Source organism: Paraburkholderia graminis (genome assembly GCF_003330785.1).
Taxonomy (GTDB): domain Bacteria; phylum Pseudomonadota; class Gammaproteobacteria; order Burkholderiales; family Burkholderiaceae; genus Paraburkholderia; species Paraburkholderia graminis.
In genome coordinates this window covers 631,758-654,710 of sequence record NZ_CP024934.1, presented here as the reverse complement: position 1 = coordinate 654,710, position 22,953 = coordinate 631,758, and the positions used below count along the sequence as shown (strand labels likewise).

Below are 22,953 nucleotides of genomic sequence, written 5' to 3'. Positions count from 1 at the left end.
GCGATTCATGACCCGCGTGTTGCCGGGCCTGCGCGCGGCTGACTTTCGGGCACCGGGGCACAACGCCCGCTCGCCTTCGCTTGGCTTCTACCATGGACGACACCGCCGCCTCCCTCGACATCTGGCTCGTGCGCGTGCTGCGCACGCTGCTTGTCGAGCGCAGCGTCACGCAAGCCGCGCTGCGGCTCAATCAGACTCAGCCCGCGATCAGCACGGCGCTGCGCAAGCTGCGCGAGACGCTGAACGACCCGATCCTCGTACGCGGCAAGTCCGGCATGGTGCCGACCGAATACGGCGAATCGCTGCTTGCGTCGGCACAACGCGTGCTGCGCGAAGTCGATTTCGTGGCCACGCCGCACGGCGATTTCGATCCGGGCCGCTCGCGCCGCACCTTTCGCGTGGCCGCGCCCGATTATCTGAACGACTTCTTCATGCCGACCGTGATCGCGCAGTTTCGCGAGGCGGCGCCGCATGCGCGGCTCGAAATCGATTCGCTGAATCCGATGCTCGATCATTCCGCCGCGCTCGATGCCGGCGAGCTCGATCTCGTGATCGGCAACTGGCCGAAGCCCGATCCGCGTTTCGAGCGCAGCGATCTGTTCTCGGACACTGTCGTGTGCATGATGCGCGCGGATCATCCGCTGACGCGTGCGCCGCTTACGCGCGAAGCCTATCTCGCCGCGCCGCATCTCGCGCCGACGCCGTATAGCGGCGCGCGCGGCGGCGCGATCGACACGGGTTTCGCGCGCGCGAAAGCCGAGCGGCGCATCGTCGCCACGCTGCCCTACTTCGGCCTCGTGCCGCAGACGCTGCTGCAATCGGATCTCATCTTCACGACGACGCGTCGTTTCGCGACCCACTATGCGAGCATTCTGCCGCTCGCGGTGGTCGAGGCGCCGATTCCGTTTCCGCGTATCAAGTGTTATCAGATGTGGCATCCGCAGCCGGATCGCCCGAGTGATCTCGGCTGGCTGCGTGCGTTGATGTTCGGGGTGTCGGATGGGCTGGTCGCGCAGAAAGCGCGGGGGGCGAGGCGGGCGCGGTGAGTTGTGGCGTGATGGACTCACGCGCTCGATGCGTTTCAGACTGTCCGGGCGCGTTGGACGTTTATCGCTTAGACGCTGAGAGGCCGCTTGTATTCCGCGTCCGTTTGCATCGAAGTACACGCAGCAGCCCGCCGCCCGCGAACCTGCAACAACTCCGCGCACACCGCGACGGCGATCATCGCAGGCGCCTTATCGACGATGCCGGGCACGCCGATCGGACACGTCATGTGCTCAAGCCGTTCAAGCTCCACGCCACGCTCCAGCAAACGCCGCTCGAACTTCACGCGCTTCGTCTTCGAACCGATCATGCCGAAGTAAGCGAAATCGGTCCGCCGCATGATGCGTTCGGCGAGCGAAAAATCGAGCGCATGGTTATGCGTCATCACGAGAAACCAGGCGCCGGGCGGCGCGGCGTCGACGATCGCATCGGGCGTGTCGGTGGCTTCGATCTGCACGTTCGCGGGCGTTTCGTCGGGAAAGAGTTCGTCGCGCTCGTCGACCCACTGAACCACGCACGGCAGATTGCCGAGCAACTCGATCAGCGCATGACCCACGTGTCCTGCGCCGAACAGCACGATGTGCATCGGCGCCGCGCGCGGTGCTTCCACCGCGCCGCGCCGCCCGATCTGAATGGCGGAGCAGTCTTTCATCGCGCTCATCCCTCTCTCTGTTAGCGGCGCGCGGCGGACGTGGCCGCGCGTACCGCACCGATTGCCTTGAGGATCTCCTCGCTCGTCGCGGGCGCGTTCAGCGGCGGATTCACCTTGTGATCGCCGACCGCCGAGACGGCGTCGCGAATCGCAAAGAACACCGAAAACGGCAGCAGCAACGGCGGCTCGCCGGTTGCCTTCGAACGATGAATGCTGTCCTCCGCGTTGCGGTTCTTGAAGAGGCGCACGTTGAAGACCGGCGGCGTATCGTTGACGGTCGGAATCTTGTACGTGGACGGCGCGTGCGTCATCAGCTTGCCGCCTGCGTTCCACCACAGCTCTTCGGTGGTGAGCCAGCCCATGCCCTGAATGAACGCGCCTTCCACCTGGCCGATGTCGAGCGCCGGGTTCAACGACGCGCCCACGTCATGCAGCGCGTCCGCTCGCAGCACGCGCATTTCGCCGGTCAGGGTGTCGATCACGACTTCCGACACGGCTGCGCCGTACGAGTAGTAATAGAACGGCCGGCCTTGCAGCTTCGCCTGATCCCAGTAGAGCTTCGGCGTCGCGTAAAAACCGTCGGACCACAACTGGATTCGCGCGAGGTACGCCTTGGCGATCACTTCTTCGAACGGCAAGACCACCTCGCCGACGATCACGCGATCATGCGCGAAGCGCACGTCCGAAGCCTTGACCTCGCCCGCGCCAAAACGCTCGGCGGCGAACGCGGCGAGGCGCTCGCGCAATTGACGCGCCGCGTCCTGCGCGGCTTTGCCGTTCAGATCAGAGCCCGTCGATGCCGCCGTCGCCGATGTATTCGCGACCTTGCTCGTATCGGTCGCGGTCACGCGAATGCGATTGAAGCCGACGCCGAGTTCATGCGCGACGACCTGCGCGACCTTCGTGTTCAAGCCCTGGCCCATTTCGGTGCCGCCGTGGTTCACGAGCACGGAACCATCGGTATAGATATGCACGAGCGCGCCGGCCTGGTTGAAATGCGTGACGTTGAACGCAATGCCGAACTTGACCGGCGTGAGTGCGAGGCCTTTTTTGAGCACCTCATTGTTTGCGTTGAATTCGTCGATGGCCGCGCGGCGCGCGCGGTATTGGCTCGTCGCTTCGAGTTCGTCGATCAGTTCGTGAATCACGTTGTCTTCGACGACCTGGCCATACGGCGTCTGATTGCGCTCGGTCTTGCCATACAGATTGCGGCGGCGCACGTCGAGCGAATCTTCGCCGATGGAGCGCGCGACGTTGTCCAGAATGTATTCGATCGCGAACGCGCCTTGCGGACCGCCGAAGCCGCGAAACGCGGTGTTCGATTGCGTGTTGGTCTTGCCGCAAAAGCCGTCGATGGCGACGTCCGAAAGCCAGTACGCGTTGTCGAAGTGACACAGCGCGCGCGTCATCACGGGGCCGGACAAATCCGCTGAAAAACCGCAGCGCGAAGTCATGTCGACCGCGACGCCTTCGATCACGCCCTTGTCGTCGTAGCCGACTTCATACGTGTAGTGGAAGTCGTGGCGCTTGCCGGTGACCATCATGTCGTCGTCGCGATCGGGGCGCAGCTTGACCGGGCACAACAGCTTCCAGGCGGCGAGCGCCGCGCAGCACGCGAACAGACCCGACTGCGATTCCTTGCCGCCGAAACCGCCGCCCATGCGCCGGCATTCGATCAGCACGTTATGCGATGCAACGCCCAGCGCGTGCGCGACGAGATGCTGCATTTCGGTCGGGTGCTGCGTCGAACAGTAGACGTGCATGCCGTCGTCGTCCTTGGGCACCGCGTAGGAGATTTGCCCTTCGAGATAAAACTGCTCCTGGCCGCCGAGCAGGATTTCGCCGGCCTCGCGATGCGCGGCTCGCGCGATCTTCGTTCCCGCTTCGCCGCGCGCGAGCTTCATCGGCGGCAACACGTATTGATTGGCGGCGCGCGCCTGCTGCGCGGTGAGGATTGCGGGCAGTTCCTCATAGACGATCTCGGCGCGGCGTGCGGCATGCCGCGCGATTTCGTGCGACGTCGCGACCACGATGAAGACCGGCTGACCGACGTATTGCACGATGCCATCAGCGAGAATCGGATCGTCGCCGTGGACGATCGGCGCGACATCGTTCGCGCCGGGAATGTCGTCGGCCGTGAAGACCGCGACCACGCCGGGCGTCGCGCGCACTTTGTCGAGCGACATCGACACGATCTTCGCGTGCGCTTTGGCCGACAGTCCGAGCGCCGCGTGCAGCGTGCCCGCGACCGTTGGAATGTCGTCGGTGTAGGTGGCGCGGCCGCTCACGTGCAGATGCGCCGATTCATGCGGACGCGATACGTGGACCTGCGTGAAGTCGTCGAGTGCCTGAGCGTCTTTCAGGAATGGTTCGGCATGCTGATTCATTGTTGTGTTCTCCGTGTTGCTCGTGGATCGCGCGCGTCAGGCGCTTGCTGCGGCGTTGAGCTGACCGCCGATGTCAACGTCGACGCCGGCAGGCGCGCAGGCCGCCTCGACGGCGCGCACATCGAGCGCGCTTTTCGGCAGCGGATTGTGCGGACGCGTTTCGAGCCAGAAGCGATACAAGGTGTTTTTCGCGGCTTCCAGACGGTAGTTGCTGGTCGCGCGCATGTCGGAGAGCGGCGCGTAGTCGTTGCCGAGCGCGAGCATCGCGGCCTGTGCCGTCGCTTCGTGCCATTCGGCATCGCGCAGCACGGCTTCGGCATGCGTCGCGCGCTTCGGCGTTGCCGCCATGCCGCCGAATGCGATGCGCGGCTCGCGAATCAGCTTGCCGTCCGCGATGAACGAGAACGCCGCGCACACGGCCGAGATGTCCGAGTCGAAGCGCTTCGACAGCTTGTACGTGCGAAATTGCAGCTTCTCGCGCACGCCGGTTCGGGTCGGCACCTTCACGCTCACGACGAACTCATGCTCGGCCATATCCTTCTTCTGATAGGCGAGGTACAGGTCTTCGAGCGGCATTTCGCGTTCGATCGCACCGCCGCGCACAATCACGCGCGCGCCCAACGCGATGAGGCCGGGCATGGAGTCGCCGATCGGCGAGCCGTTGGCGATATTGCCGCCGAGCGTGCCTGCGTTGCGGATCGGCAGCGACGCGAAGCGTTGCCACATCTCCGTCAGTTCGGGGTACTGCTTGGCGATCTCCGCATAGGCTTTTTCGACGGTGACGCCCGCGCCTATTTCGATCCACTCGCCGCGCGTTTCGAGCTTCTGCAATTCGGCGATCTGCCCCACGTAGACCACATTGCCGAGCTCGCGCATCTGCTTGGTGACCCACAAGCCGATGTCCGTGCTGCCCGCGAGAATGCGCGCGGCCGGCTCGGCCTCCTTGATCTGCGCGAGCGCCTCGACGGTGCGCGGCGCGTGAAAGCGCTGACCGGCGTGTTCGTAATGGAAGGTGTCGTCGCGTTGCAGTGTGGCGAGCGAGCGCGCCAAGGCGTCGACGTTGACCGGCGCCTTGGGCCCGGGCGCTTCGAACATGCGCACGGCTGCATCGACGATCGGACGATAGCCGGTGCAGCGGCACAGATTGCCCGTCAGCGCATTGCTGATCGTTTCGCGCGACGGCACAGTCCGGTTCGCGCAGCTATGTTCGTGACCGTGCTTTTCATACAGCGACCACATTGACATGACAAAGCCCGGCGTGCAGAAACCGCACTGCGAGCCGTGGCATTCGACCATCGCCTCCTGCACCGGATGCAGCGAGCCGTCAGGCTGGCGCAGGTCTTCGACGGTGAAGAGCGCCTTGCCGTCGAGCGTCGGCATGAACTGGATGCAGGCGTTGACCGTCTTGAAGTCGACGCCGCCCGCTTCGTTGCGCTCGCCGATCACGACCGTGCAGGCGCCGCAATCGCCCTCGGCGCAGCCTTCCTTGGTGCCCGTGCAATGCACGTCCTCGCGCAGATACTGGAGGACCGTGCGGGTGACGGGCGCGTCCTTGATCTCGCGGATCGCGTTGCGGTGATAGAAGCGAATCGGCTCAGTCATGTCTCGTGCTCTCGGTGTTCTCGAATCTCGTGTGCGGCTGCCAGCGCCGCGGGGATGGTTCGAAAACTATCACCGTCAATAAATAGAACCCATAGCGGCAATCGCATGCGGGACATATTCGCAAAGCGATATTGAGATGAGTTTGGCGGGCGGTTGGCTTATGTTGGGGTGGCCCGATTGAGGTGTTTTCCGTACTGACATTGCGTTTCGGACAGTATTTGTGTTTCCCCGCAGTCGTGTTGCTCGGCGAACGGAGCGTTTCACGCGACGTAAGCGGCATTTTCGCGGCGTTTCACGCCCTCTTTCGTCCGATCATTATTAAGCAAACGCTGCACGAGAATCGGTTCCATGGGAAAATCACGCCTTCCCGCCGTTTTCAAGTCTCGTTTTCCCCATGTCCACCGATTCAGCCACACCTCGCAGCGAACTGGCGACGACCCTGCAGATCATTCCGGTCGTCTTTTTCACGTTTCTTTGCTATCTGACGATCGGCATTCCGCTCGCCGTGTTGCCGGGCTACGTCCACGACGACCTCGGCTACAGCGCCGTGCTCGCGGGCGCGGCGATCAGCGTGCAGTACCTGGCGACGCTGGCGTCGCGGCCGCTCGCCGGCCGTTCCGCCGACACGCTCGGGCCGAAGCGCACCGTGTCGATCGGCTTGCTCGGATGTGGCGCGAGCGGCGCTCTGTTGCTGCTGGCCGTGTTGTGCGGACGCTGGCCGGCGGCGAGTCTCGCGCTGCTCGTCTGCAGCCGGCTCGTGCTCGGATTCGGCGAGAGCCTGTGCGGCACCGGCGCGATTCTCTGGGGGATCGGCCGCGTGGGCACGAGCAACAATGCGCGGGTCATCTCATGGAACGGCATTGCCACGTATGGCGCGCTCGCGGTCGGCGCGCCGCTCGGCGTGGCGATCGAGCGGACGGTCGGTTTCGCGGCGCTCGGCATTCTGGTGATGCTGCTGGCGGCGCTCGGCTTCTATCTTGCGCGATCGATCGCGCCGGTGCCCCTCGTGCACGGCGAGCGCATGTCGTACCGAAGCGTATTCACGCGCGTGCTGCCGCACGGCATCGGCCTCGCGCTCGGCTCGGCCGGTTTTGGATCGATCGCGACGTTTATCACGTTGTTCTATGCGGCGAAGCAGTGGCCGAACGCCGCGTTGTCGCTGACGGTATTCGGCACGCTCTTCATCGGCGCGCGGCTGCTGTTTGCCAACACGATCAAAACCTATGGCGGATTCCGCGTTGCGATTGCTTCGTTTTCGTTCGAGTGTGCCGGCTTGCTGATGCTGTGGCTCGCGCCCGAGCCGCATGTGGCGCTGGCGGGCGCGGCGCTGACAGGGTTCGGCTTCGCGCTGGTTTTTCCAGCGCTTGGCGTGGAGGCCGTCGGGCTCGTGCCGCCCGCAAGCCGGGGCGCGGCTCTGTCGGCTTACTCGGTTTTCCTCGACTTGTCGCTCGGCATTACCGGTCCGTTGGCCGGGTACATTGCTGGCGAGTTCGGATACGGGTCAGTGTTTCTGTTTGCGGCTATTGCGGCGGCGGCGGCTGTTGGGCTTTCGTCCTTCCTTTATCTTCGCGATGCGAGGGTTGGGAAGATGCCTGCGGCGCTTTGAGGTGGGGCTGCGTAGGGTGGTGTTTGACGCGCAACTGCTTGCCTGCCTCCGCGATGCATGACGACTGGGCGCTCGCCGGCTGGCGGCAGCGCTGCGGCACTGCGACGCGACAAGCTTCGGCGGCTGCTTGCAATTGCATAAGCACAGGTCGCCGCTTAGCGCGCTTCGCCTGCCGCTGGCTCCCGTCTACGGAGCGCCTGAAAGGGACCTGTGCGCTTCGGCGTCAACTTCAGGTCAGAGAGTCAGACGCGCCTCGACATGCTGAAGGCCCGTCTGGATTGCGCGCGAGCGTTGCACCGCCTGAGGCAAGTGCAAGCGTCAATAAACACGATGCGTTTGCGCTGGCTTCAACGAGCTCTAAGAAGCGGGCCCACAACAGCAACGGATTCGCGCAGTGTGTACGAGTGATCACGCTTGCGCAAAGCAGTAGCGCTGCCGGCGAGACTCGTCCAAGTTTGGCAAAGACGTGATACAAAGCTCTACTTCCCCTCCGACAATCCCCGCTCCAACGCCGCCACGCCGGCAGGCAAATCGACCTTAACGCCAAGGTCCACCATCGTCCGACCCAACGCATGCACGGTCCTAAACAGATTGTGTTCGCGGCACTGCTCGCCCATCTGACCGATGCGGACAATCGGCAATCCAAACGATCCTGAAATTTCCACCTGATGCTGCCGCGAAATGTGCGCGCACACGTCGCCGGGACTCAAGCCCTCGGGCACCTCGATGCCCACCACCGAATTCAACCGGCACGCCTTAGGCGCATACAACTGCAAACCGAGCGCCGTCACGCCTTCCTGCAACGCGACCGAACACTTCAGATGCCGCGCGAAACGCTTCTCCAGCGTCTCGGCGCACACGAGCCGCAACGCCTCATGCAACGCGAGCACGCCCGACACCGGCGCCGTGTAGTGATACCCCGCGTTGTGCCAGAAGTTTTCCGCGAGCGACGCATCGAGACACCAATGCGCATTCGGCGCGGTGCGTCCCTTCACCCGCGCCCAGGCGGCATCGGAGAATGCAATCAGCGAGACGCCGGGAATCGACGACAAACCCTTTTGTCCGCCGGTGATGACGGCGTCGATACCCCATGCGTCCATCGCGAGCGGCATCGTGCTCAACGTGCACACCGCGTCGACGATCACCAGCGCGCCCGCCGCTTTCGCCAGGGCAGCGATGTCCTTCAGTTGATAATTCCAGACCGTATTCGACGTCTCGCCCTGCACCACCGTGACGATCTCGGGGCGCTCGCGGCGAATCGCCTCGGCAATCTCATCGAGACTCGCCACCGACTGGTCGCCGACTTCGAGCGTGCTCACACGCGCACCGACGCGGCGGCCCATCTCGGCCATCCGTCCGCTGAAAAAGCCGTTCTTGATGCTGAGCACGCGCGTGCCTTCCCACGCGAGATTGGAGATCGCCATTTCCATCGCGGCCGAGCCCGGTCCCGCGACGCCCAGCACCCACTTCGAATGAGTCTGGAACACGTAGCGCGCCATGGTCTTCACCTGGCTGATCACCTTCACCATGGTCGCGCCCAGGTGATTGATCACGATCGTGTTGGCCTTGGCGACGGCGGCGGGAATCGGCACGGGGCCCGCGCCCATCATCAGCAACGGCTCTTCGGGAAGAATGGCGTCGAGCGATTCGACAACCGGACAGGGCACAGCAGTAGACGTAACGTTGAACGATGAAGTCGGCATGATCGGCACTTGAAGGAAACGGCAAACACGGAACGCACAGCAGTCAACGGCCTCGCCAGCAGTGACACTGGCGAGGCCGTTTTTCGATCATTCACCGATCCGCGCAATTGCGCAAGTTTTTTGACCATGCCCGAGCGGGCGGCGTCATTTCACCTTGCTTTTATCAAGCTTCTTGCCTGTCTCCGCATTGAAGCGCTCGACGTATTCCTCGATGAGCCGCCGCATCGCGCGTCCGATCTGCCGGTAGTCCGACTCGTTGAGATTGGCGAGCGACACGCGCCCCGACGCATGCTGCGTGCCGAAGCCGAGCCCCGGCAACAGCACCACCCGCGCCTCGCGCGCGAGCCGGAACAGCAGTTCGGTGGGCTGCGTGTTCTTCAATTGCCACTCGACAAACTCGCGCCCGAACATCCGTTCGCCGAGGAACTCGGCGTCGAGAATCGTGTAGTAATCGACCTGGTTCGGATCGTCGTCCTCGAACGAAATGCCGAGTTCCTCGTAGAGCGCCTGCTTGCGCTTGCGGATCAGGCGCTTCAACGCGTTCTTGTACGCGTCGGGCGTGTCCATCAGCGAGAACAGCGAAAAGAGCACCATCTGCACCTGCTGCGGCGTCGACAAGCCCGCCGTGTGATTGAGCGCGACGGTACGGCTGTCGGCAACCAGACGGTCGATGAACTTGAGCTTCTCGGGCTCCGTCGTGATCGATTCATAACGCTCGTGCAACTGCTCCTTCGCCTCTTTCGGCAACTCGGCAATCAACCTGTCGAGCACATTGTCGCGATGCGTCGCGATGGTGCCAAGACGCCAGCCGGTCGCGCCGAAGTACTTCGAGTACGAGTACACGAGAATCGTATTCTTCGGCGCGAGCGCGAACAGCGACACGAAGTCGTCCGCGAACGTGCCATACACGTCGTCGGTGAGAAGAATCAGATCCGGGCGTTCCTTGACGATGTCGGCAATGTATTGAAGGCTCTCGTCGTCCATCTTCACCGAAGGCGGATTGCTCGGGTTCACGAGAAAGAATGCCTTGACCTTCGGATCGCGCAGCTTGTCGAGTTCCTCTTTCGAATACTGCCAGTTGCTCTCGACGGCGGCGTGAAGGTTCACCACGTTCAACTGGTAGTCGTTCAGTCGCGGAATCTCGATGTACGGCGTGAAGATCGGCATGCCGAGCGCGATCGTATCGCCGGCTTTGAGCAGGTGATTCTCGCGCATCGTGTTGAAGATGTATGTCATGGCCGCCGTGCCGCCCTCCACGGCGAACACGTCGAACTCGCCGACAAACGGATGCTGCCCGATCATCTCGCGGCGCAGATACTGGCCGACAATTATTTCGGATAGCTTAAGCATCCGGTCCGGCACCGGATAGTTCGATGCGAGGATGCCTTCGCACATTTCATACAGGAAATCGCCCGCGGAAAGTCCCAACTGATCGCGCACATACGACACGGCGCCGCGCAAAAAGTCGATGCCGGGCACGCCCTTGTTCTCGCGCAGGAACAGATCGAAGCGCTCTTCGAGACCATCGCGCCGCGGGAATCCGCCGACGCCCTCCGGCATGTACGCGAACGAACGCTCCGACTCGCGCATCGCAAAGAGGCCGAGTTGCCAGAAGCCGTGACGCGGAATCGTCGCGAGAAAATTCGGGTTGCCGCGCCCGGCGTTGAGCATCGCCGCGTTGGCCGGACGCTCGACCGCGCCGCCGCCCGCGGCCTTGATGAGTTCATCCTTCAATTCGAACGGGCTCAGCGCGGCAAGACCCGCTTGCGCCATATCGCCATGTTTGCTGTCGCCCTTCTCTTTTGCCATGATGCGTTCTCCAATGAGCCAGATGAAAGCGCCGCCGCGAGTTGCTCTGCGTGATGCCGCGGCCGGCGCGAAGAGACCGATACAACGCTCCGCTAGACGAGCCCCACCACCAGCGGCCCGAGCAACGTCAACGCGACGTTTGCAATCGCATACGTGATGGCGAACGGCACGGTCGGCACCGCGCTTTCCGCCTTGTCGAGCACGCCGCCGAACGCCGGATTGGCGCTGCGCGAGCCCGTCAGCGCGCCCGCCAGGATGGCCGCGTTGTTGTAGCGAAGCACGTAGCGGCCGAACAGCATCGTGAGCAGAAGCGGGAACAGCGTGACGAATACGCCGAGCAGGAAGATCGTCATGCCGCTCTGCTTGACGGTCACCACCGCCTGCAAGCCGGAATTCAGGCCGACCACGGCGACGAAAGCGGCGAGTCCGAAGTCCTTCAGCAACTGCGAAGCAGCCGTGGGCATCACGCCGTACATCGGATGCTTGCCGCGCATCCAGCCGAACAGCAGGCCGGCAAGCAGGCAGCCGCCGCCGGAACCGAGCGTGAGCGGAATGCCGCCGACATTGACGACGATCAGGCCGATCAGCAAGCCGAGCACGAGACCCACGCCCATGTAGATGAAGTCGGTCTTGATGGTGTACGGCAGTTCGTAACCCGCGGCGTCGACGGCGCGCTTCGTGTCTTTCGGCGATCCGTAGAACGTGATGACGTCGCCGTGTTCGAGCTTTGTCTCAGGCAGTAGCGGCAGCGGCTGACCGGCGCGCGAAATGCTCTGGATGTACACGCCGTGGCGCATGTCGCGGTCCACGATCTCGCGTGCCGCGGCGATTGTGGTGTGGTTCATGCCTTTGCGCGTGAACACGCCTTCGCGCGTTTGCATGACGACGCCCACGTCGCCGATGTCGGCGACCTCGCTGCCGTTCGAGCCGAATTCGACGACGGCTTCGCGACGGCCCACGACCAGCACGACGTCGTCGGGTTCGAGGATCAGATCGGGCGTCGGGTCGAGCGTATGACCGCCGCGCTTGACGCGCTCGATGGTCAGCAGATCGCGATGCAGCGTCTCCACTTCTTTCACGGATTTGCCCGCGCTGACGTCGATCCGGTACGCGCGCCCCACCAGTTCCGGCAACGCGCGCAGTTGCCCCGGTCCTTGCGCCGGCGCGCCCGCTGCAAGCTCGCGTTCGGCTTCGATGGACGCATCGCGCAGGCTCTGCCCCATGAACTTCGGCAAGATGTTCACGCACACGATGATCGCGCCGAGCGAGCCGAACACGTAGGTCACCGCGTAGGCAATCGCCACGTCAGATTGCAGCGCCTTGACCTGGTCCGCGGGCAAGCCGAGGCGCGCGATCGCGTCGCCCGCCGTGCCGATAATCGCCGACTGCGTCAGCGCGCCGCCTGCGAGGCCGGCCGCGAGTCCCTTGTTCAGATGGAACAGCTTCGCGCACACCACGACGGTGATGAGCGCCGTGACCGCGAGAAAGACCGCCATCGCGATTTCGCGCAGCGTCTTGCGGTTCAGCGAATTGAAGAAGCCGGGACCCGAGTCGTAGCCGACCGCGTAGATAAACACCGCGAACATCACCGACTTGACGCCGTTGTCGATCGTCACGCCGGCCTGGCTGATGACCACGGCGGCAAGCAGCGAGCCGCCCACGCCGCCCAACTGGAATTTGCCGAAGTTGATCTGGCCGATGAAGTAACCCGCCGCCAGCGACAGAAACAGCGCTATCTCAGGCGATTTCTGAAAGATTTGATGTAGCCAGTCCATCGTGCCCTCGCTTTTTAGTTTGTCATACTAATTACCAGCCACTGCCGCGAGCGCACGAGCGACGCCTGACGGCACTGCTGACTGCCTAACCCAACTTGCCGGCAACGCCGACCACGACCGGACCCATCAACGGCAAAAGGATGTTGGAGAGCGCATAGGTGATCGTGTAGCCGATCACCGGCGTCGAATTGCCGGCCACGCCGACCAGCGCGCTGATCGCGGGCGTGCTGCACTGCTGACCGGCGATCGCGCCGAGCAGCATCGGCGTGTCGAGCTTGAGGAACACGCGGCCTATCCATAAGGACAACAGCCCCGGCACGAGCACGAGCAGAATGCCCGCCGCCGGCAACGCGAGGCCGTACTCGCGCACGAGCCTGATGGCATCCGGTCCCGCCGACAAACCGACCGCGGCGATAAACGTGGCGAGCCCGAAGTCCTTGAGAATCTGCGCCGCTGCCGAAGGCAACGAGCCGACGAGCGGATAGCGCGAGCGAATCCAGCCGAATAGCAGGCCCGACAGCAGACATCCGCCGCCCGTGCCCAGTGCGAGCGACACGCCGCCGATGCGCCCGCCGAGATGACCGATCGCCATGCCCGCGAGCACGCCGAGGCCGAGATAGACGAAGTCGGTCTTCTGCGTGGCGACGAGCACATAGCCGAGACGCCGGGCGCCGCGCTCCACGTCGGTCTTCGCGCCGACGAGCGTCAGCACGTCGCCGCGATTGAGTTCCGTGCCGGGCAACGCGGGGATCGTCGAGTCGAGCCGTGCGACGGCCGCGATATAGACGCCGCGTCCCTGCTCCGGGGCCGCGCGTTCGCGCAGTTGAGCGACCGTGAGACCGTGCGCGTCGCGCCGCGTCAGCACCACATCGCGCGTCTCCGCGAGGACCTGGCCGAAGTCCGCGCCGTCGACTTCATCGCCGAGACCCGGCCCCGCCGCGACGATCGCTTCGCGCCGGCCGCCTACCAGCACGAGGTCGCCGGACGCGAGCGCGAGTTGCGGCTCGACGGGCAGGTCCGAGCCGTTGCGCCGCACCTGCTCGATGGTGAGATTGAAGCCGTGCTGCTGTTCGATGGCGAAAACCGTCGCTCCATGAGCGCCGTCGATGCGGAACGCGCGGCCCACCAGCGCGGGCGCCGCGGCGCGCTGTCCGTCGCCTAGGGCGCCGTCGCCGCCGAGCGTGCGCCACATTTTTTCCGCCTCGGCGCGCAAATCGATGCGCAACAGCAAGGGCGCGAACTGACTGGTAAAGAGCACGATGGTGATAAGCCCGAACAGGTAACTCACGCTGTATGCAGTGACGACGTTGGCCTGCAGGCGCACCGTCTCAGCTTCCGCGAGACCGAGCTTCGCGATCGCCTCCGAAGCCGTGCCGATCACCGCGGACTCCGTTGCCGCGCCGGCCAGCAGGCCGGCTGCGGTGCCGGCGTCGAGCCGCATCACGGCCACCGCGATGACGATCAGCGCGAGCACCGACACGATCTCGATCACCGACAGCAGCCCATAGCGCCAGCCCCGGCCGATATTGGCGAAAAACTGCGGCCCGCCCGTGAAGCCCAGCGCAAAGATGAAGAGCGCGAATGCAATGTTCTTCAAATCGGGGGCGAGCCGCGCGCCGGTCTGACCCAATAGCAGCGCGACGATCAACGTGCCGCAAACGCCGCCCAATTGAATAAGGCCGATACGAAAGGAGCCGATCAAATAGCCGATTGCGAGGCTCGTGAACAGCGCGATCTCCGGTTGAGCCCTCAGCAATTCAGCGATCATGTTGGCCGGCCAATTTATAGGTTCGATTAGCGATCTGCTCAATAACGCCGACTGCAAATTGCGTGACTGCTTTCGTGAAGACTGTTCTGATCTGGGTCAATGGTTCAACTGGACGGTTCAATTAAACGCCATATGACGGAACAGGCAGGCAGCGCAATACGAACGCCGCACTGAACTACTGCGTCATTGAAAAAGACAGCATTTGCAATCGGACCACGCCGATGGCTTTGCAGGGACAAATTGCCACAGGTACCGTGCGTGCGGCGCGTTTTACCGTTTCCGCCCAAGACAGCGTCTGGCGCTCACGGGCTTTTTTAAATTATGTAAGTTGAGAAGACCTGTCAATGTTATTTTTTTCGCAGTTGTTCTTGACTTCGCGAATAGCGGACCTATGGAAAGGCACCTTCTAGCCGTTTTATTGCATTGCACCTTTTGATGAATTCCTTATACTCGTTTTCACTGAGCGCTAAAGCGCCGTCTTCATAAAACTGCGAATTGCGCAGCGCCGGTATGCGATTAAATGGAGTGAGCAATGCGCATGATCCTGTTCAGCAGCCGTCAATACGACGTCGAGACTTTCACCGAAGCGAATGCCGCGCATCGCTATGAACTGCATTTCCAGGAATCGCATCTGAACAGCGAAACCGCCGTGCTCGCGCGTGGCTATGAGGTCGTGTGTCCGTTCGTCAACGATCGTGTCGACGCCGCGGCGCTCGAACATCTGCATGCTGGCGGCACGCGCATGATCGCGTTGCGCTCCGCAGGCTTTAATCACGTCGATCTCGCAACGGCCGAGCGCCTCGGCATTGCCGTCGCCCGCGTGCCCGCTTATTCGCCGCACGCCGTCGCCGAGCATGCGGTGGGCCTCGTGCTCGCGCTGAACCGGCGCCTCCCGCGTGCGGTCGCGCGCACGCGCGAGGGCGACTTCTCGCTGCACGGACTATTGGGCTTCGATCTGCACGGCAAGACAGTCGGCGTGATCGGCACCGGCATGATCGGCCGCGTGTTCGGACGCATCATGTCGGGCTTCGGCATGCGCGTGCTGGCGTACGATCCCGGCACGCCCGCCGACGATCTGCTCGCGCTCGGCGCGCGCTATGTGACGCTCGACACGCTTCTCGCGGAATCGGACATTGTCAGCCTGCATTGTCCGTTGCTTCCGGCAACGTACCATCTGATCGACGCGGCCGCGCTCGCCAGAATGAAGCGCGGCGCGATGCTGATCAACACGGGGCGCGGCGGGCTCGTCGAAAGCAATGCGCTGGTCGGCGCGCTGAAGGACGGTCAGCTCGGCCATCTGGGGCTCGACGTCTACGAGGAAGAAGGCGGTCTGGTCTTCGAGGACCATTCGAATCTACCGCTGCAAGACGACGTGCTCGCGCGTCTTCTGATGTTCCGAATGTGATCGTCACCGCGCACCAGGCGTTTTTTACACGCGAGGCGATGAACGAGATCGCGCAGACCACGCTCGCGAACGTCGCCGCGTGGCAAGCGGGCACGCCTCGCAACGCGGTGCATGCGAACGACCAGGCGTCGTCGGGCCTGCCTGGCTGAAGCCGGAAATCTACCCACCGCCCGCGTTCAGCGGAACGGGGCGAATCGCCGTGCGGGCGTCGTCCGGTGCGCCGCATATCTCGCGCAGCAACGCCGCCTCGCGCTCGTGCACTTCCACCGGAAACCAGCGCGCCCCGGCATCGGCGAGATAGCGCGCGCGATGCTGCCCGTTGCGAAACGCCACCACGCCCTCGCGCTCGAAACCGAGCCACCCGAGCAGGCCCGAAGCGCGGCGCGTCGAGATCGTCACGTAGGGCATCTGCGGAATGCGCGGATTGTCCGGATCGAGGAACTCGCGAATGCCGCGCACCTTTCCCGCATGCCATTCGGCAACGGGCTTCAGAACATAATCGGTGTTGTCGCGATCGGCGCACGCGAGCAGCTTGCGCACGTCGACCACGACGACCTGATGCCGCGTGCCGTCGGCGACGAAGACGCGTTTCAGACGCACGTGGTCGTACCATGAATGCCGGTCGAGCGGGACGATCCAGACGGTCTCCGCGCAGGCCGGCGCACCCGCGGACGGTGAATTGGCGAGAGGCAAAGGCAGGCTCGATAAGCTGGCGGCAGCTCGCCAGCGCGTTAAGAGAGCGCTAACGCTACGAGTCGATTGTGAAAGAAGCATGTCAAGCCACGGTATTAGCTGCTGTGCATGAGCGCTGCACTGGCGCCCGAACGGATCAACGAACGGGCGAACGCGGACCTTCAGGGAGACGACGATGATAAGCACGCAAAATTTCAACCAATATGTGCGTATCGAAGCTAACCGTGATAACGGCGTAGCAACCATCGTGCTTGAGCGTCCGGAGCGGCGTAATGCGGTCGACCGCCTCGTCGCCGATGCGTTGAGCGCCGCGTTTCAATGCTTCGAAGCCGAGCCCGCGTGGCGCGCGGCCGTGCTGTTCGGCGCGTGCGGCACCTTCTGCGCAGGCGCGGATCTGAGCGCGCTCGCCGACGACACGCGCCGCAACGAGATTCACGCGGACGGCAGCGGTCCCGGACCGATGGGACCGACGCGCATGCATTTCACGAAGCCGGTGATCGCGGCCATTGCGGGCTATGCGGTCGCGGGCGGTCTGGAGCTGGCGGCCATGTGCGACCTGCGTGTCGTCGAGGAGGACGCGGTGCTCGGCGTGTTCTGCCGCCGCGTCGGCATTCCGTTGATCGACGGCGGGACGATTCGCTTGCCGCGGCTGATCGGCATGTCGCGCGCGCTCGATCTGATACTCACCGGCCGCGCGGTGAGCGCGCAGGAAGCGCTCGCTTTCGGCCTCGCGAATCGCGTGGTCGCCAAAGGCGAGGCGCGCGCGGCGGCCGAGCAACTAGCCGCCGAACTCGCGGCCTTTCCGCAGGCGGCGCTGCTGGCCGACCGCCGCTCGGTGCTGGAAAACAGCATGCTGGACGATCTCGCCGACGCGCTGCGGCGCGAAGGCGCCGGCGGCTATGCGGCGGTTTTCGACGAAGGTGTTGCGGGCGCCGAGCGTTTTACGAAGGGCGCGGGACGTCACGGCAAGGCGTCGGATTAAAAACAACAGCCGCGCCGTGCACACGACTGAGCGCCCAGCACTATCGTTTTGACTTAGGTAAAATCCCTAACTGTTTTGCTTTCAGCACGGCGCACGCGCTTTCGCCCCGAAAACGCGCGCCGTCCGCGCGACGTCTCGCGCCGCGCCGATCCACAGTCCGCCGCCATGCCTTTGCCCCTGCTTGCTCTCGCCATTGCCGCCTTTGGCATTGGCACCACCGAATTCGTCATCATGGGGCTGTTGCCCAACGTCGCCCGCGATCTGTCGGTGTCGATTCCGGCTGCCGGCATGCTGGTCTCCGCTTATGCGCTCGGCGTGACGATCGGCGCGCCCATTGTGGCGATCGCCGTCGCCAACATGCCGCGCAAGAAAGCGCTGATGAGCCTGATCGGCGTATTCATCGTCGGCAATCTGCTGTGCGCGCTTGCGCCGGGCTACGCGGTGCTGATGGCCGCGCGGATCGTCACCGCGTTCTGCCACGGCGCGTTCTTCGGCATCGGCTCAGTGGTGGCCGCGGGGCTCGTCGCGCCGAACCGCCGCGCGCAGGCCATCGCGCTGATGTTCACCGGCCTCACGCTGGCGAATGTGCTCGGTGTGCCGCTCGGCACGGCGCTCGGCCAGGCTGCCGGCTGGCGCGCGACCTTCTGGGCAGTGACGGGCATCGGCATCGCCGCGGCCGCCGCGCTCGCGGTCTGCCTGCCGGCGAAGATCGAGATGCAGAAAGCGAGCCTCGTGCGCGAATTCGGCGTGCTGAAAAATCCGCAAGTTCTGATGGTGCTCGGCATCAGCGTACTGGCGTCGGCGAGCCTCTTTTCCACTTTCACGTACATCACGCCGATTCTCGAAGACGTGACCGGTTTCACGCCGCACGCGGTCACGCTCGTGCTGTTGCTGTTCGGCCTTGGGCTGACGGTTGGCAGCACGCTCGGCGGCAAGCTCGCGGACTGGCGGCTGATGCCGTCGCTGGTGGCGTTCCTGCTCGCCATCGTCGCGATTCTGACGATCTTCGCCGGCACCATGCATGCCGAAATTCCGGCGATGATCACGATCTTCGCGTGGGGCGTTCTGGCGTTTGCGATCGTGCCGCCGTTGCAGATACTGATCGTCGACCGCGCGAGCGATGCGCCGAATCTCGCGTCGACGCTGAATCAGGGTGCCTTCAACCTCGGCAATGCGACGGGCGCCTGGCTCGGCGGCATGGCGATCGGTGCGGGTGCGCCGTTGACTACGCTGCCGTGGGTCGGTGTCGCTATTTCCGTTGGGGCGCTGCTGCTTACGCTGTGGTCGGTGTCGATCGACCGGCGTGCACAAAGGATGGCGGTGGCGGGGTGAACGCCAGGAGCGCATAGTGAGGCCAGCCGGCCGGGCGGCCTTTCTGGGCCATAGCCGGCCGGCGCTTCAGGTTCACGCGTTCACCCCCGCGCCGCCACAATCTCCCCGACGCAAGCCCCAAAACCCACGCGATATCCATCGCCCTGGCACCATCCGGCGAGCGTCAATTCATCGCCGTCCTCAATGAACGTGCGCGTGCCGCCGTCTTTCAGTTCGAGCGGCTTCTTGCCGTTCCACGTCAGTTCGAGCAGGCTGCCGTACGAGTCTTCGGTCGGGCCGCTGATCGTGCCCGAGCCCATCAGGTCGCCCACTCGCGTATTGCAGCCCGATACCGTGTGATGCGCGAGTTGCTGCGCCATCGTCCAGTACATGTGCCTGAAGTTGGTTCGCGCGATGGTCGTCGCCTGTTTCGCTGCATGAGGCCGCAGCTTCACTTCGAGCGCGATGTCGAACGCATGGTCGCCGTCGTGCCGTAGATACGCCAGCGGCTCTGGCTCCTGCACCGGGTGCGCGACGCGGAACGGTTCGAGTGCATCGAGCGTGACGATCCACGGCGAGATCGTGGTCGCGAACGTTTTTGCGTTGAACGGACCGAGCGGCACGTATTCCCATTGCTGAATGTCGCGGGCGCTCCAGTCGTTCAGCAGCACCATGCCGAAGATGTGCGCTTCCGCGTCCGCACATGCAATCGGCTCGCCCAACGCGTTGCCGCCGCCGATCACAAAGCCCGTCTCGAGTTCGATGTCGAGCTTGCGGCACGCGCCGAACACCGGCCGCTCCTGATCGGGCAACTTCAATTGACCATTGGGCCGACGCACCGGCGTGCCGCTCACCACCACCGACGACGCGCGTCCGTTGTAGCCGATGGGCATCTCCGACCAGTTCGGCAGCAGCGCATTCTTCGGATCGCGAAACATCGAGCCGACGTTCGTCGCATGCTCTTTCGAAGAATAAAAGTCCGTATAGCCGGGAATCTGCACGGGCAAATGAAGCCGCGCGTCGGCCGCACGCACCAGCACTTTGGCGCGCAGTGCCGCGTCGTCGCGCAACGTCGCGGTGTCGCGTGAAAGCAGGTTGCTCAACTGGATGCGCACGCTGCGCCACGCGTCGCGGCCTAGCGCGATGAAGTCGTTCAGCGTATCGCGCGCAAAAACATCGGCGTTCGACGGCAGCTTCAATAGCCCCGCCGCCTGCAATGCGGCCAGATCGACGATCTCATCGCCGATCGCCACGCCCGCGCGGCGCGCACCGTTTGTCGTGTCGCTGAAAATGCCGAACGGCAAATTCTGGATCGAGAAATCGTGACTCGGCTCGTTGGCCGACTCGACCCAGCTTTTGCGCGACGGATCGAGCGTCGCCTGAAGATCGCTCACTGCGCTCATCGTTGCTCCGGATTGAAGTGTTTCTTGAGACCTTGCCAGCACTCGTAGTAATGCGCCTGAAGCTGCGCGGTTTCGAGCGCAAAGCGCGTCGGCTTGATCAGCGTGCGCGTTTCGAACATGAAGGCCATCGTGTCGCCGACCTTGCTCGGCTTCGACGTGTCGCTATGCGACGCTTTCTCGAAGGTCTCCGCGTCGGGGCCGTGGCCGGACATGCAGTTATGCAGGCTCGCGCCGCCCGGCACGAAGCCTTCGGCCTTCGCGTCGTAGACGCCATGCACGAGGCCCATGAATTCGCTCGCGACGTTGCGATGGAACCACGGCGGGCGGAACGTATCTTCCGCGGCGAGCCAGCGCGGCGGAAAGATCACGAAGTCGATCGTATCGACGCCCGGCGTGTCGCTCTGCGATTGCAGCACGAGAAATATCGACGGGTCCGGATGATCGAAGCTGATCGAGCCGATCGTGTTGAAGCGCCGCAAGTCGTACTTGTACGGCGCATAGTTGCCGTGCCACGCGACCACGTCGAGCGGCGAATGGCCGATGTCCGCACGCCACAAATTGCCGTTCATTTTCGCGACGAGTTCGAAGTCGCCTTCGCGGTCTTCGTAGGCGGCATGCGGCGTGAGAAAGTCGCGCGGATTGGCGAGACCGTTCGAGCCGATCGGACCAAGATCCGGCAAGCGCAGCAACGCCCCGAAGTTTTCGCAGATGTAGCCGCGCGCATTGCCGTCGGGCAGGCTCACCGCGAAGCGCACGCCGCGTGGAATCACCGCGATCTCGAACGGTTCGACGTCCAGCCGGCCCAGTTCGGTTGCGATATGCAGGCGCCCTTCCTGCGGCACGATCAGCAGTTCGCCGTCGGCGCTGTAGAAGAAGCGGTCTTGCATCGAGCGATTCGCCGCGTACAGGTGGATCGCGCAGCCGTTCATCGATTCGGCTGCGCCGTTGCCGGCCATCGTCACCCAGCCGTCGATGAAATCCGTCGGCACGGTCGGCATCGGCAACGCGTCCCAGCGCAACTGGTTGGGCGGCGTCGGCGGGACGTCGGCGAAATTGGCGACGAGCCGCTCCGAAGGCAGCGGCGCGAACGGCTTGTGCACCGCCGCCGGACGGATGCGGTACAGCCACGAGCGCCGGTTGTGGCCGCGCGGCGCGGTGAACGCGGTGCCCGACAATTGTTCGGCGTACAGACCATAGGCGACGCGCTGCGGTGAATTGCGCCCTGCGGGCAGCGCGCCCGGCAGCGCTTCGGTCGCGAATTCGTTGGCAAAGCCGGACTGATAACCGGGCTCGATTTCGAGCCGCGAACTGGCGCTATGCGGCTGACGTGTTGAGGTGTCCATGCAAGTTCTCCGTTGACTCTGTATTTCGTCTCACGCGGGTTTCGTCACGCCGTTTGCGGCTGCGACGGGCGGTTGCGTTGCCGCGTCGCCGCGGCGAGCGCGATCACGAGCAGCGCGGAACACAGCACCGGCACGGCGGCCGCATGAAACAGCGATTCGTTCGACCAGTTCAATGCGATCAACTGGCCACCGACGAGCGGTCCAATCACCGAGCCGATCCGTCCGATACCGAGGCTCCAGCCGATGCCCGTCGAGCGCAGCGTGGTCGGGTAGAAATGGCCGGCCAGCGCGTTCACCGCCGGCTGTCCGCCGACCACGCAGAAGCCGCCCGCGAACACGACGAGCAACAGCCACGGCAACGCATGCGCGACCGTCCCGATGGTGCCAACGGCGAGCGCCGCGCCCGCAAAGCACAGGAACAGCACGCGCACAAAACCGAACCGTTCGATGAACCAGCCGAGCAGCAACGTGCCCACGACGCCGCCCGTCTGCAACACCGTGCCGACGATCACCGCCGTGCTCGGCGAATAACCGGCGTCGCGCATAACCGTAGGCAGCCAGTTCGACAGGAAGTACAGATCGATCAGATTCATGAAGCTGATCGCCCACAGGATCAGCGTCACCGGCGCCCGGCCCGCGCGGAACAGTTCCGCGACCGGCGCACCGTCATTGCCCTTTTCACGCACGACGACGCGCGTGTTCGCGTCGATCGGCAGGCTCGGATCGAATCGGGCGAGCCAGCGCAACGCGCGCTCGCTGCGGCCCTTCAGCACAAGAAATTGCAACGACTCCGGCAGCAAGGCAAGCATGGCGACGGCGAGCAGCAGCGGCACCACGCCGCCGACCCAGAACACCGCGCGCCAGCCGTAGGCCGGAATCAACGCGGCGCTGATAAATCCGCCGAGCGCGGCGCCCAACGTGAAACCGCACGACACCAGCATCATGCGCTTCACGCGATGCGCCGGCGTCGAGAATTCGCCGACGAGCGCCATCGCGTTCGGCATGATGCAGCCGAGGCCAAGACCCGTAATGAAGCGCAGCGCGATCAACGCGGGGATCGTCGCGACAAAGGGCGTGGCGAGCATCGACAGCGCGAAGAAAAAGGTCGCGCCGATCAGCACCGGACGACGCCCGATGCGGTCGGCCAGCACCGACAACCCAAGTGCGCCGAGCAGCATGCCGAACAGGCTCGCGCTGAAAACCGGACCGAGCGCCGCCTTCGACACATGCCATTCGCCGATCACGCTCGGCGCGACATAGCCCATGGCCTGCGCGTCGAAGCCGTCGATGACGAGGCACAGTCCGCACAACGCGAGCAACATCAATTGAAATGCCGGGTGATGCGTTTCGCCGAGCACCTGCTCGACTTCGATCACGTTGGCGGCGGCTGCGGCCGGCTTGGCGCTCATGAGGGTTGTCTCCGGATAGGGTCTTCGAATGCTTGCGCGAGAATTTACGCATAGTAAAACG

At 64.0% G+C, this 22,953-nt stretch carries 14 protein-coding genes and 2 pseudogenes; 5 read left to right on the top strand and 11 right to left on the bottom strand.

Annotated features, from left to right (window positions below):
• Nucleotides 1-92 precede the first annotated feature (92 nt).
• Nucleotides 93-1,046 (top strand): LysR substrate-binding domain-containing protein, encoded by a 954-nt coding sequence (locus CUJ91_RS02930; protein ID WP_006047826.1) that lies wholly within the window; start codon nt 93-95, stop codon nt 1,044-1,046.
• Between the two features lie 68 nt (nt 1,047-1,114).
• Here the strand turns inward: CUJ91_RS02930 and xdhC are convergent.
• The 3 genes and pseudogenes from xdhC to xdhA all read right to left on the bottom strand — a co-directional run.
• Nucleotides 1,115-1,723: pseudogene (xdhC, locus tag CUJ91_RS02925) on the bottom strand (xanthine dehydrogenase accessory protein XdhC); the annotation flags it as partial.
• Nucleotides 1,717-4,083 (bottom strand): xanthine dehydrogenase molybdopterin binding subunit, encoded by a 2,367-nt coding sequence (xdhB, locus tag CUJ91_RS02920; RefSeq protein ID WP_006047828.1) that lies wholly within the window; start codon nt 4,081-4,083, stop codon nt 1,717-1,719. The gene xdhB and the pseudogene xdhC, both read right to left, overlap by 7 nt.
• Nucleotides 4,084-4,119: 36 nt before the next feature.
• Nucleotides 4,120-5,685, bottom strand: coding sequence for a xanthine dehydrogenase small subunit (gene xdhA, locus CUJ91_RS02915; protein ID WP_006047829.1), 1,566 nt, complete (start codon nt 5,683-5,685; stop codon nt 4,120-4,122).
• Between the two features lie 394 nt (nt 5,686-6,079).
• Here xdhA and CUJ91_RS02910 point away from each other — a divergent pair, with 394 nt between their 5' ends.
• Nucleotides 6,080-7,291 carry an MFS transporter gene (locus tag CUJ91_RS02910; protein WP_006047830.1) on the top strand — a complete coding sequence of 404 codons (1,212 nt, stop codon included), beginning with the start codon at nt 6,080-6,082 and terminating at the stop codon, nt 7,289-7,291.
• Nucleotides 7,292-7,770: 479 nt separating this feature from the next.
• Here the strand turns inward: CUJ91_RS02910 and CUJ91_RS02900 are convergent, their stop codons facing one another.
• From CUJ91_RS02900 to aspT (CUJ91_RS02885), 4 genes are all read right to left on the bottom strand, one after another.
• Nucleotides 7,771-8,994 (bottom strand): pyridoxal-phosphate-dependent aminotransferase family protein, encoded by a 1,224-nt coding sequence (locus tag CUJ91_RS02900; protein ID WP_006047831.1) that lies wholly within the window; start codon nt 8,992-8,994, stop codon nt 7,771-7,773.
• A 144-nt stretch (nt 8,995-9,138) separates the two neighbouring features.
• Nucleotides 9,139-10,803 (bottom strand): bifunctional aspartate transaminase/aspartate 4-decarboxylase, encoded by a 1,665-nt coding sequence (locus CUJ91_RS02895; RefSeq protein ID WP_006047832.1) that lies wholly within the window; start codon nt 10,801-10,803, stop codon nt 9,139-9,141.
• 92 nt (nt 10,804-10,895) lie between these two features.
• Entirely contained in the window at nt 10,896-12,578 is a 1,683-nt protein-coding gene (aspT, locus tag CUJ91_RS02890) for an aspartate-alanine antiporter (protein ID WP_006047833.1), read from the bottom strand.
• Nucleotides 12,579-12,663: 85 nt separating this feature from the next.
• Nucleotides 12,664-14,346, bottom strand: coding sequence for an aspartate-alanine antiporter (aspT, locus tag CUJ91_RS02885; protein ID WP_006047834.1), 1,683 nt, complete (start codon nt 14,344-14,346; stop codon nt 12,664-12,666).
• A 532-nt stretch (nt 14,347-14,878) separates the two neighbouring features.
• On the opposite strand from aspT (CUJ91_RS02885), the pseudogene CUJ91_RS02880 reads away from it, so the two are divergent.
• A pseudogene (locus CUJ91_RS02880) lies at nt 14,879-15,900 on the top strand (2-hydroxyacid dehydrogenase).
• 10 nt (nt 15,901-15,910) lie between these two features.
• Here CUJ91_RS02880 and CUJ91_RS02875 read toward each other — a convergent pair.
• The gene (locus tag CUJ91_RS02875) at nt 15,911-16,525 is read right to left on the bottom strand and encodes a plasmid fertility inhibition factor family protein (RefSeq protein WP_029970394.1); all 615 of its coding nucleotides are present in this window, start codon (nt 16,523-16,525) and stop codon (nt 15,911-15,913) included.
• A gap of 94 nt (nt 16,526-16,619) precedes the next feature.
• Between CUJ91_RS02875 and CUJ91_RS02870 the strand changes: the two genes are divergently transcribed.
• Both CUJ91_RS02870 and CUJ91_RS02865 read left to right on the top strand, forming a co-directional pair.
• Nucleotides 16,620-17,426, top strand: coding sequence for a crotonase/enoyl-CoA hydratase family protein (locus CUJ91_RS02870; protein ID WP_006047838.1), 807 nt, complete (start codon nt 16,620-16,622; stop codon nt 17,424-17,426).
• Nucleotides 17,427-17,591: 165 nt separating this feature from the next.
• On the top strand, nt 17,592-18,758 hold the full coding sequence (locus CUJ91_RS02865) for an MFS transporter (protein WP_114156670.1): 1,167 nt from the start codon (nt 17,592-17,594) through the stop codon (nt 18,756-18,758).
• Between the two features lie 80 nt (nt 18,759-18,838).
• Here CUJ91_RS02865 and fahA read toward each other — a convergent pair whose 3' ends face one another.
• Genes fahA through CUJ91_RS02850 form a run of 3 tightly spaced genes read right to left on the bottom strand, consistent with a single transcriptional unit; the run spans nt 18,839 to nt 22,892 of the window.
• Entirely contained in the window at nt 18,839-20,140 is a 1,302-nt protein-coding gene (gene fahA, locus CUJ91_RS02860) for a fumarylacetoacetase (RefSeq protein WP_006047840.1), read from the bottom strand.
• The gene (gene hmgA / locus CUJ91_RS02855; protein ID WP_006047841.1) at nt 20,137-21,483 is read right to left on the bottom strand and encodes a homogentisate 1,2-dioxygenase; all 1,347 of its coding nucleotides are present in this window, start codon (nt 21,481-21,483) and stop codon (nt 20,137-20,139) included. The genes fahA and hmgA overlap by 4 nt, the downstream gene beginning before the upstream one ends.
• Nucleotides 21,484-21,527: 44 nt before the next feature.
• A complete protein-coding gene (locus CUJ91_RS02850; RefSeq protein ID WP_006047842.1) occupies nt 21,528-22,892 on the bottom strand; it encodes an MFS transporter in 1,365 nt (454 codons plus the stop codon).
• Nucleotides 22,893-22,953: the final 61 nt, after the last annotated feature.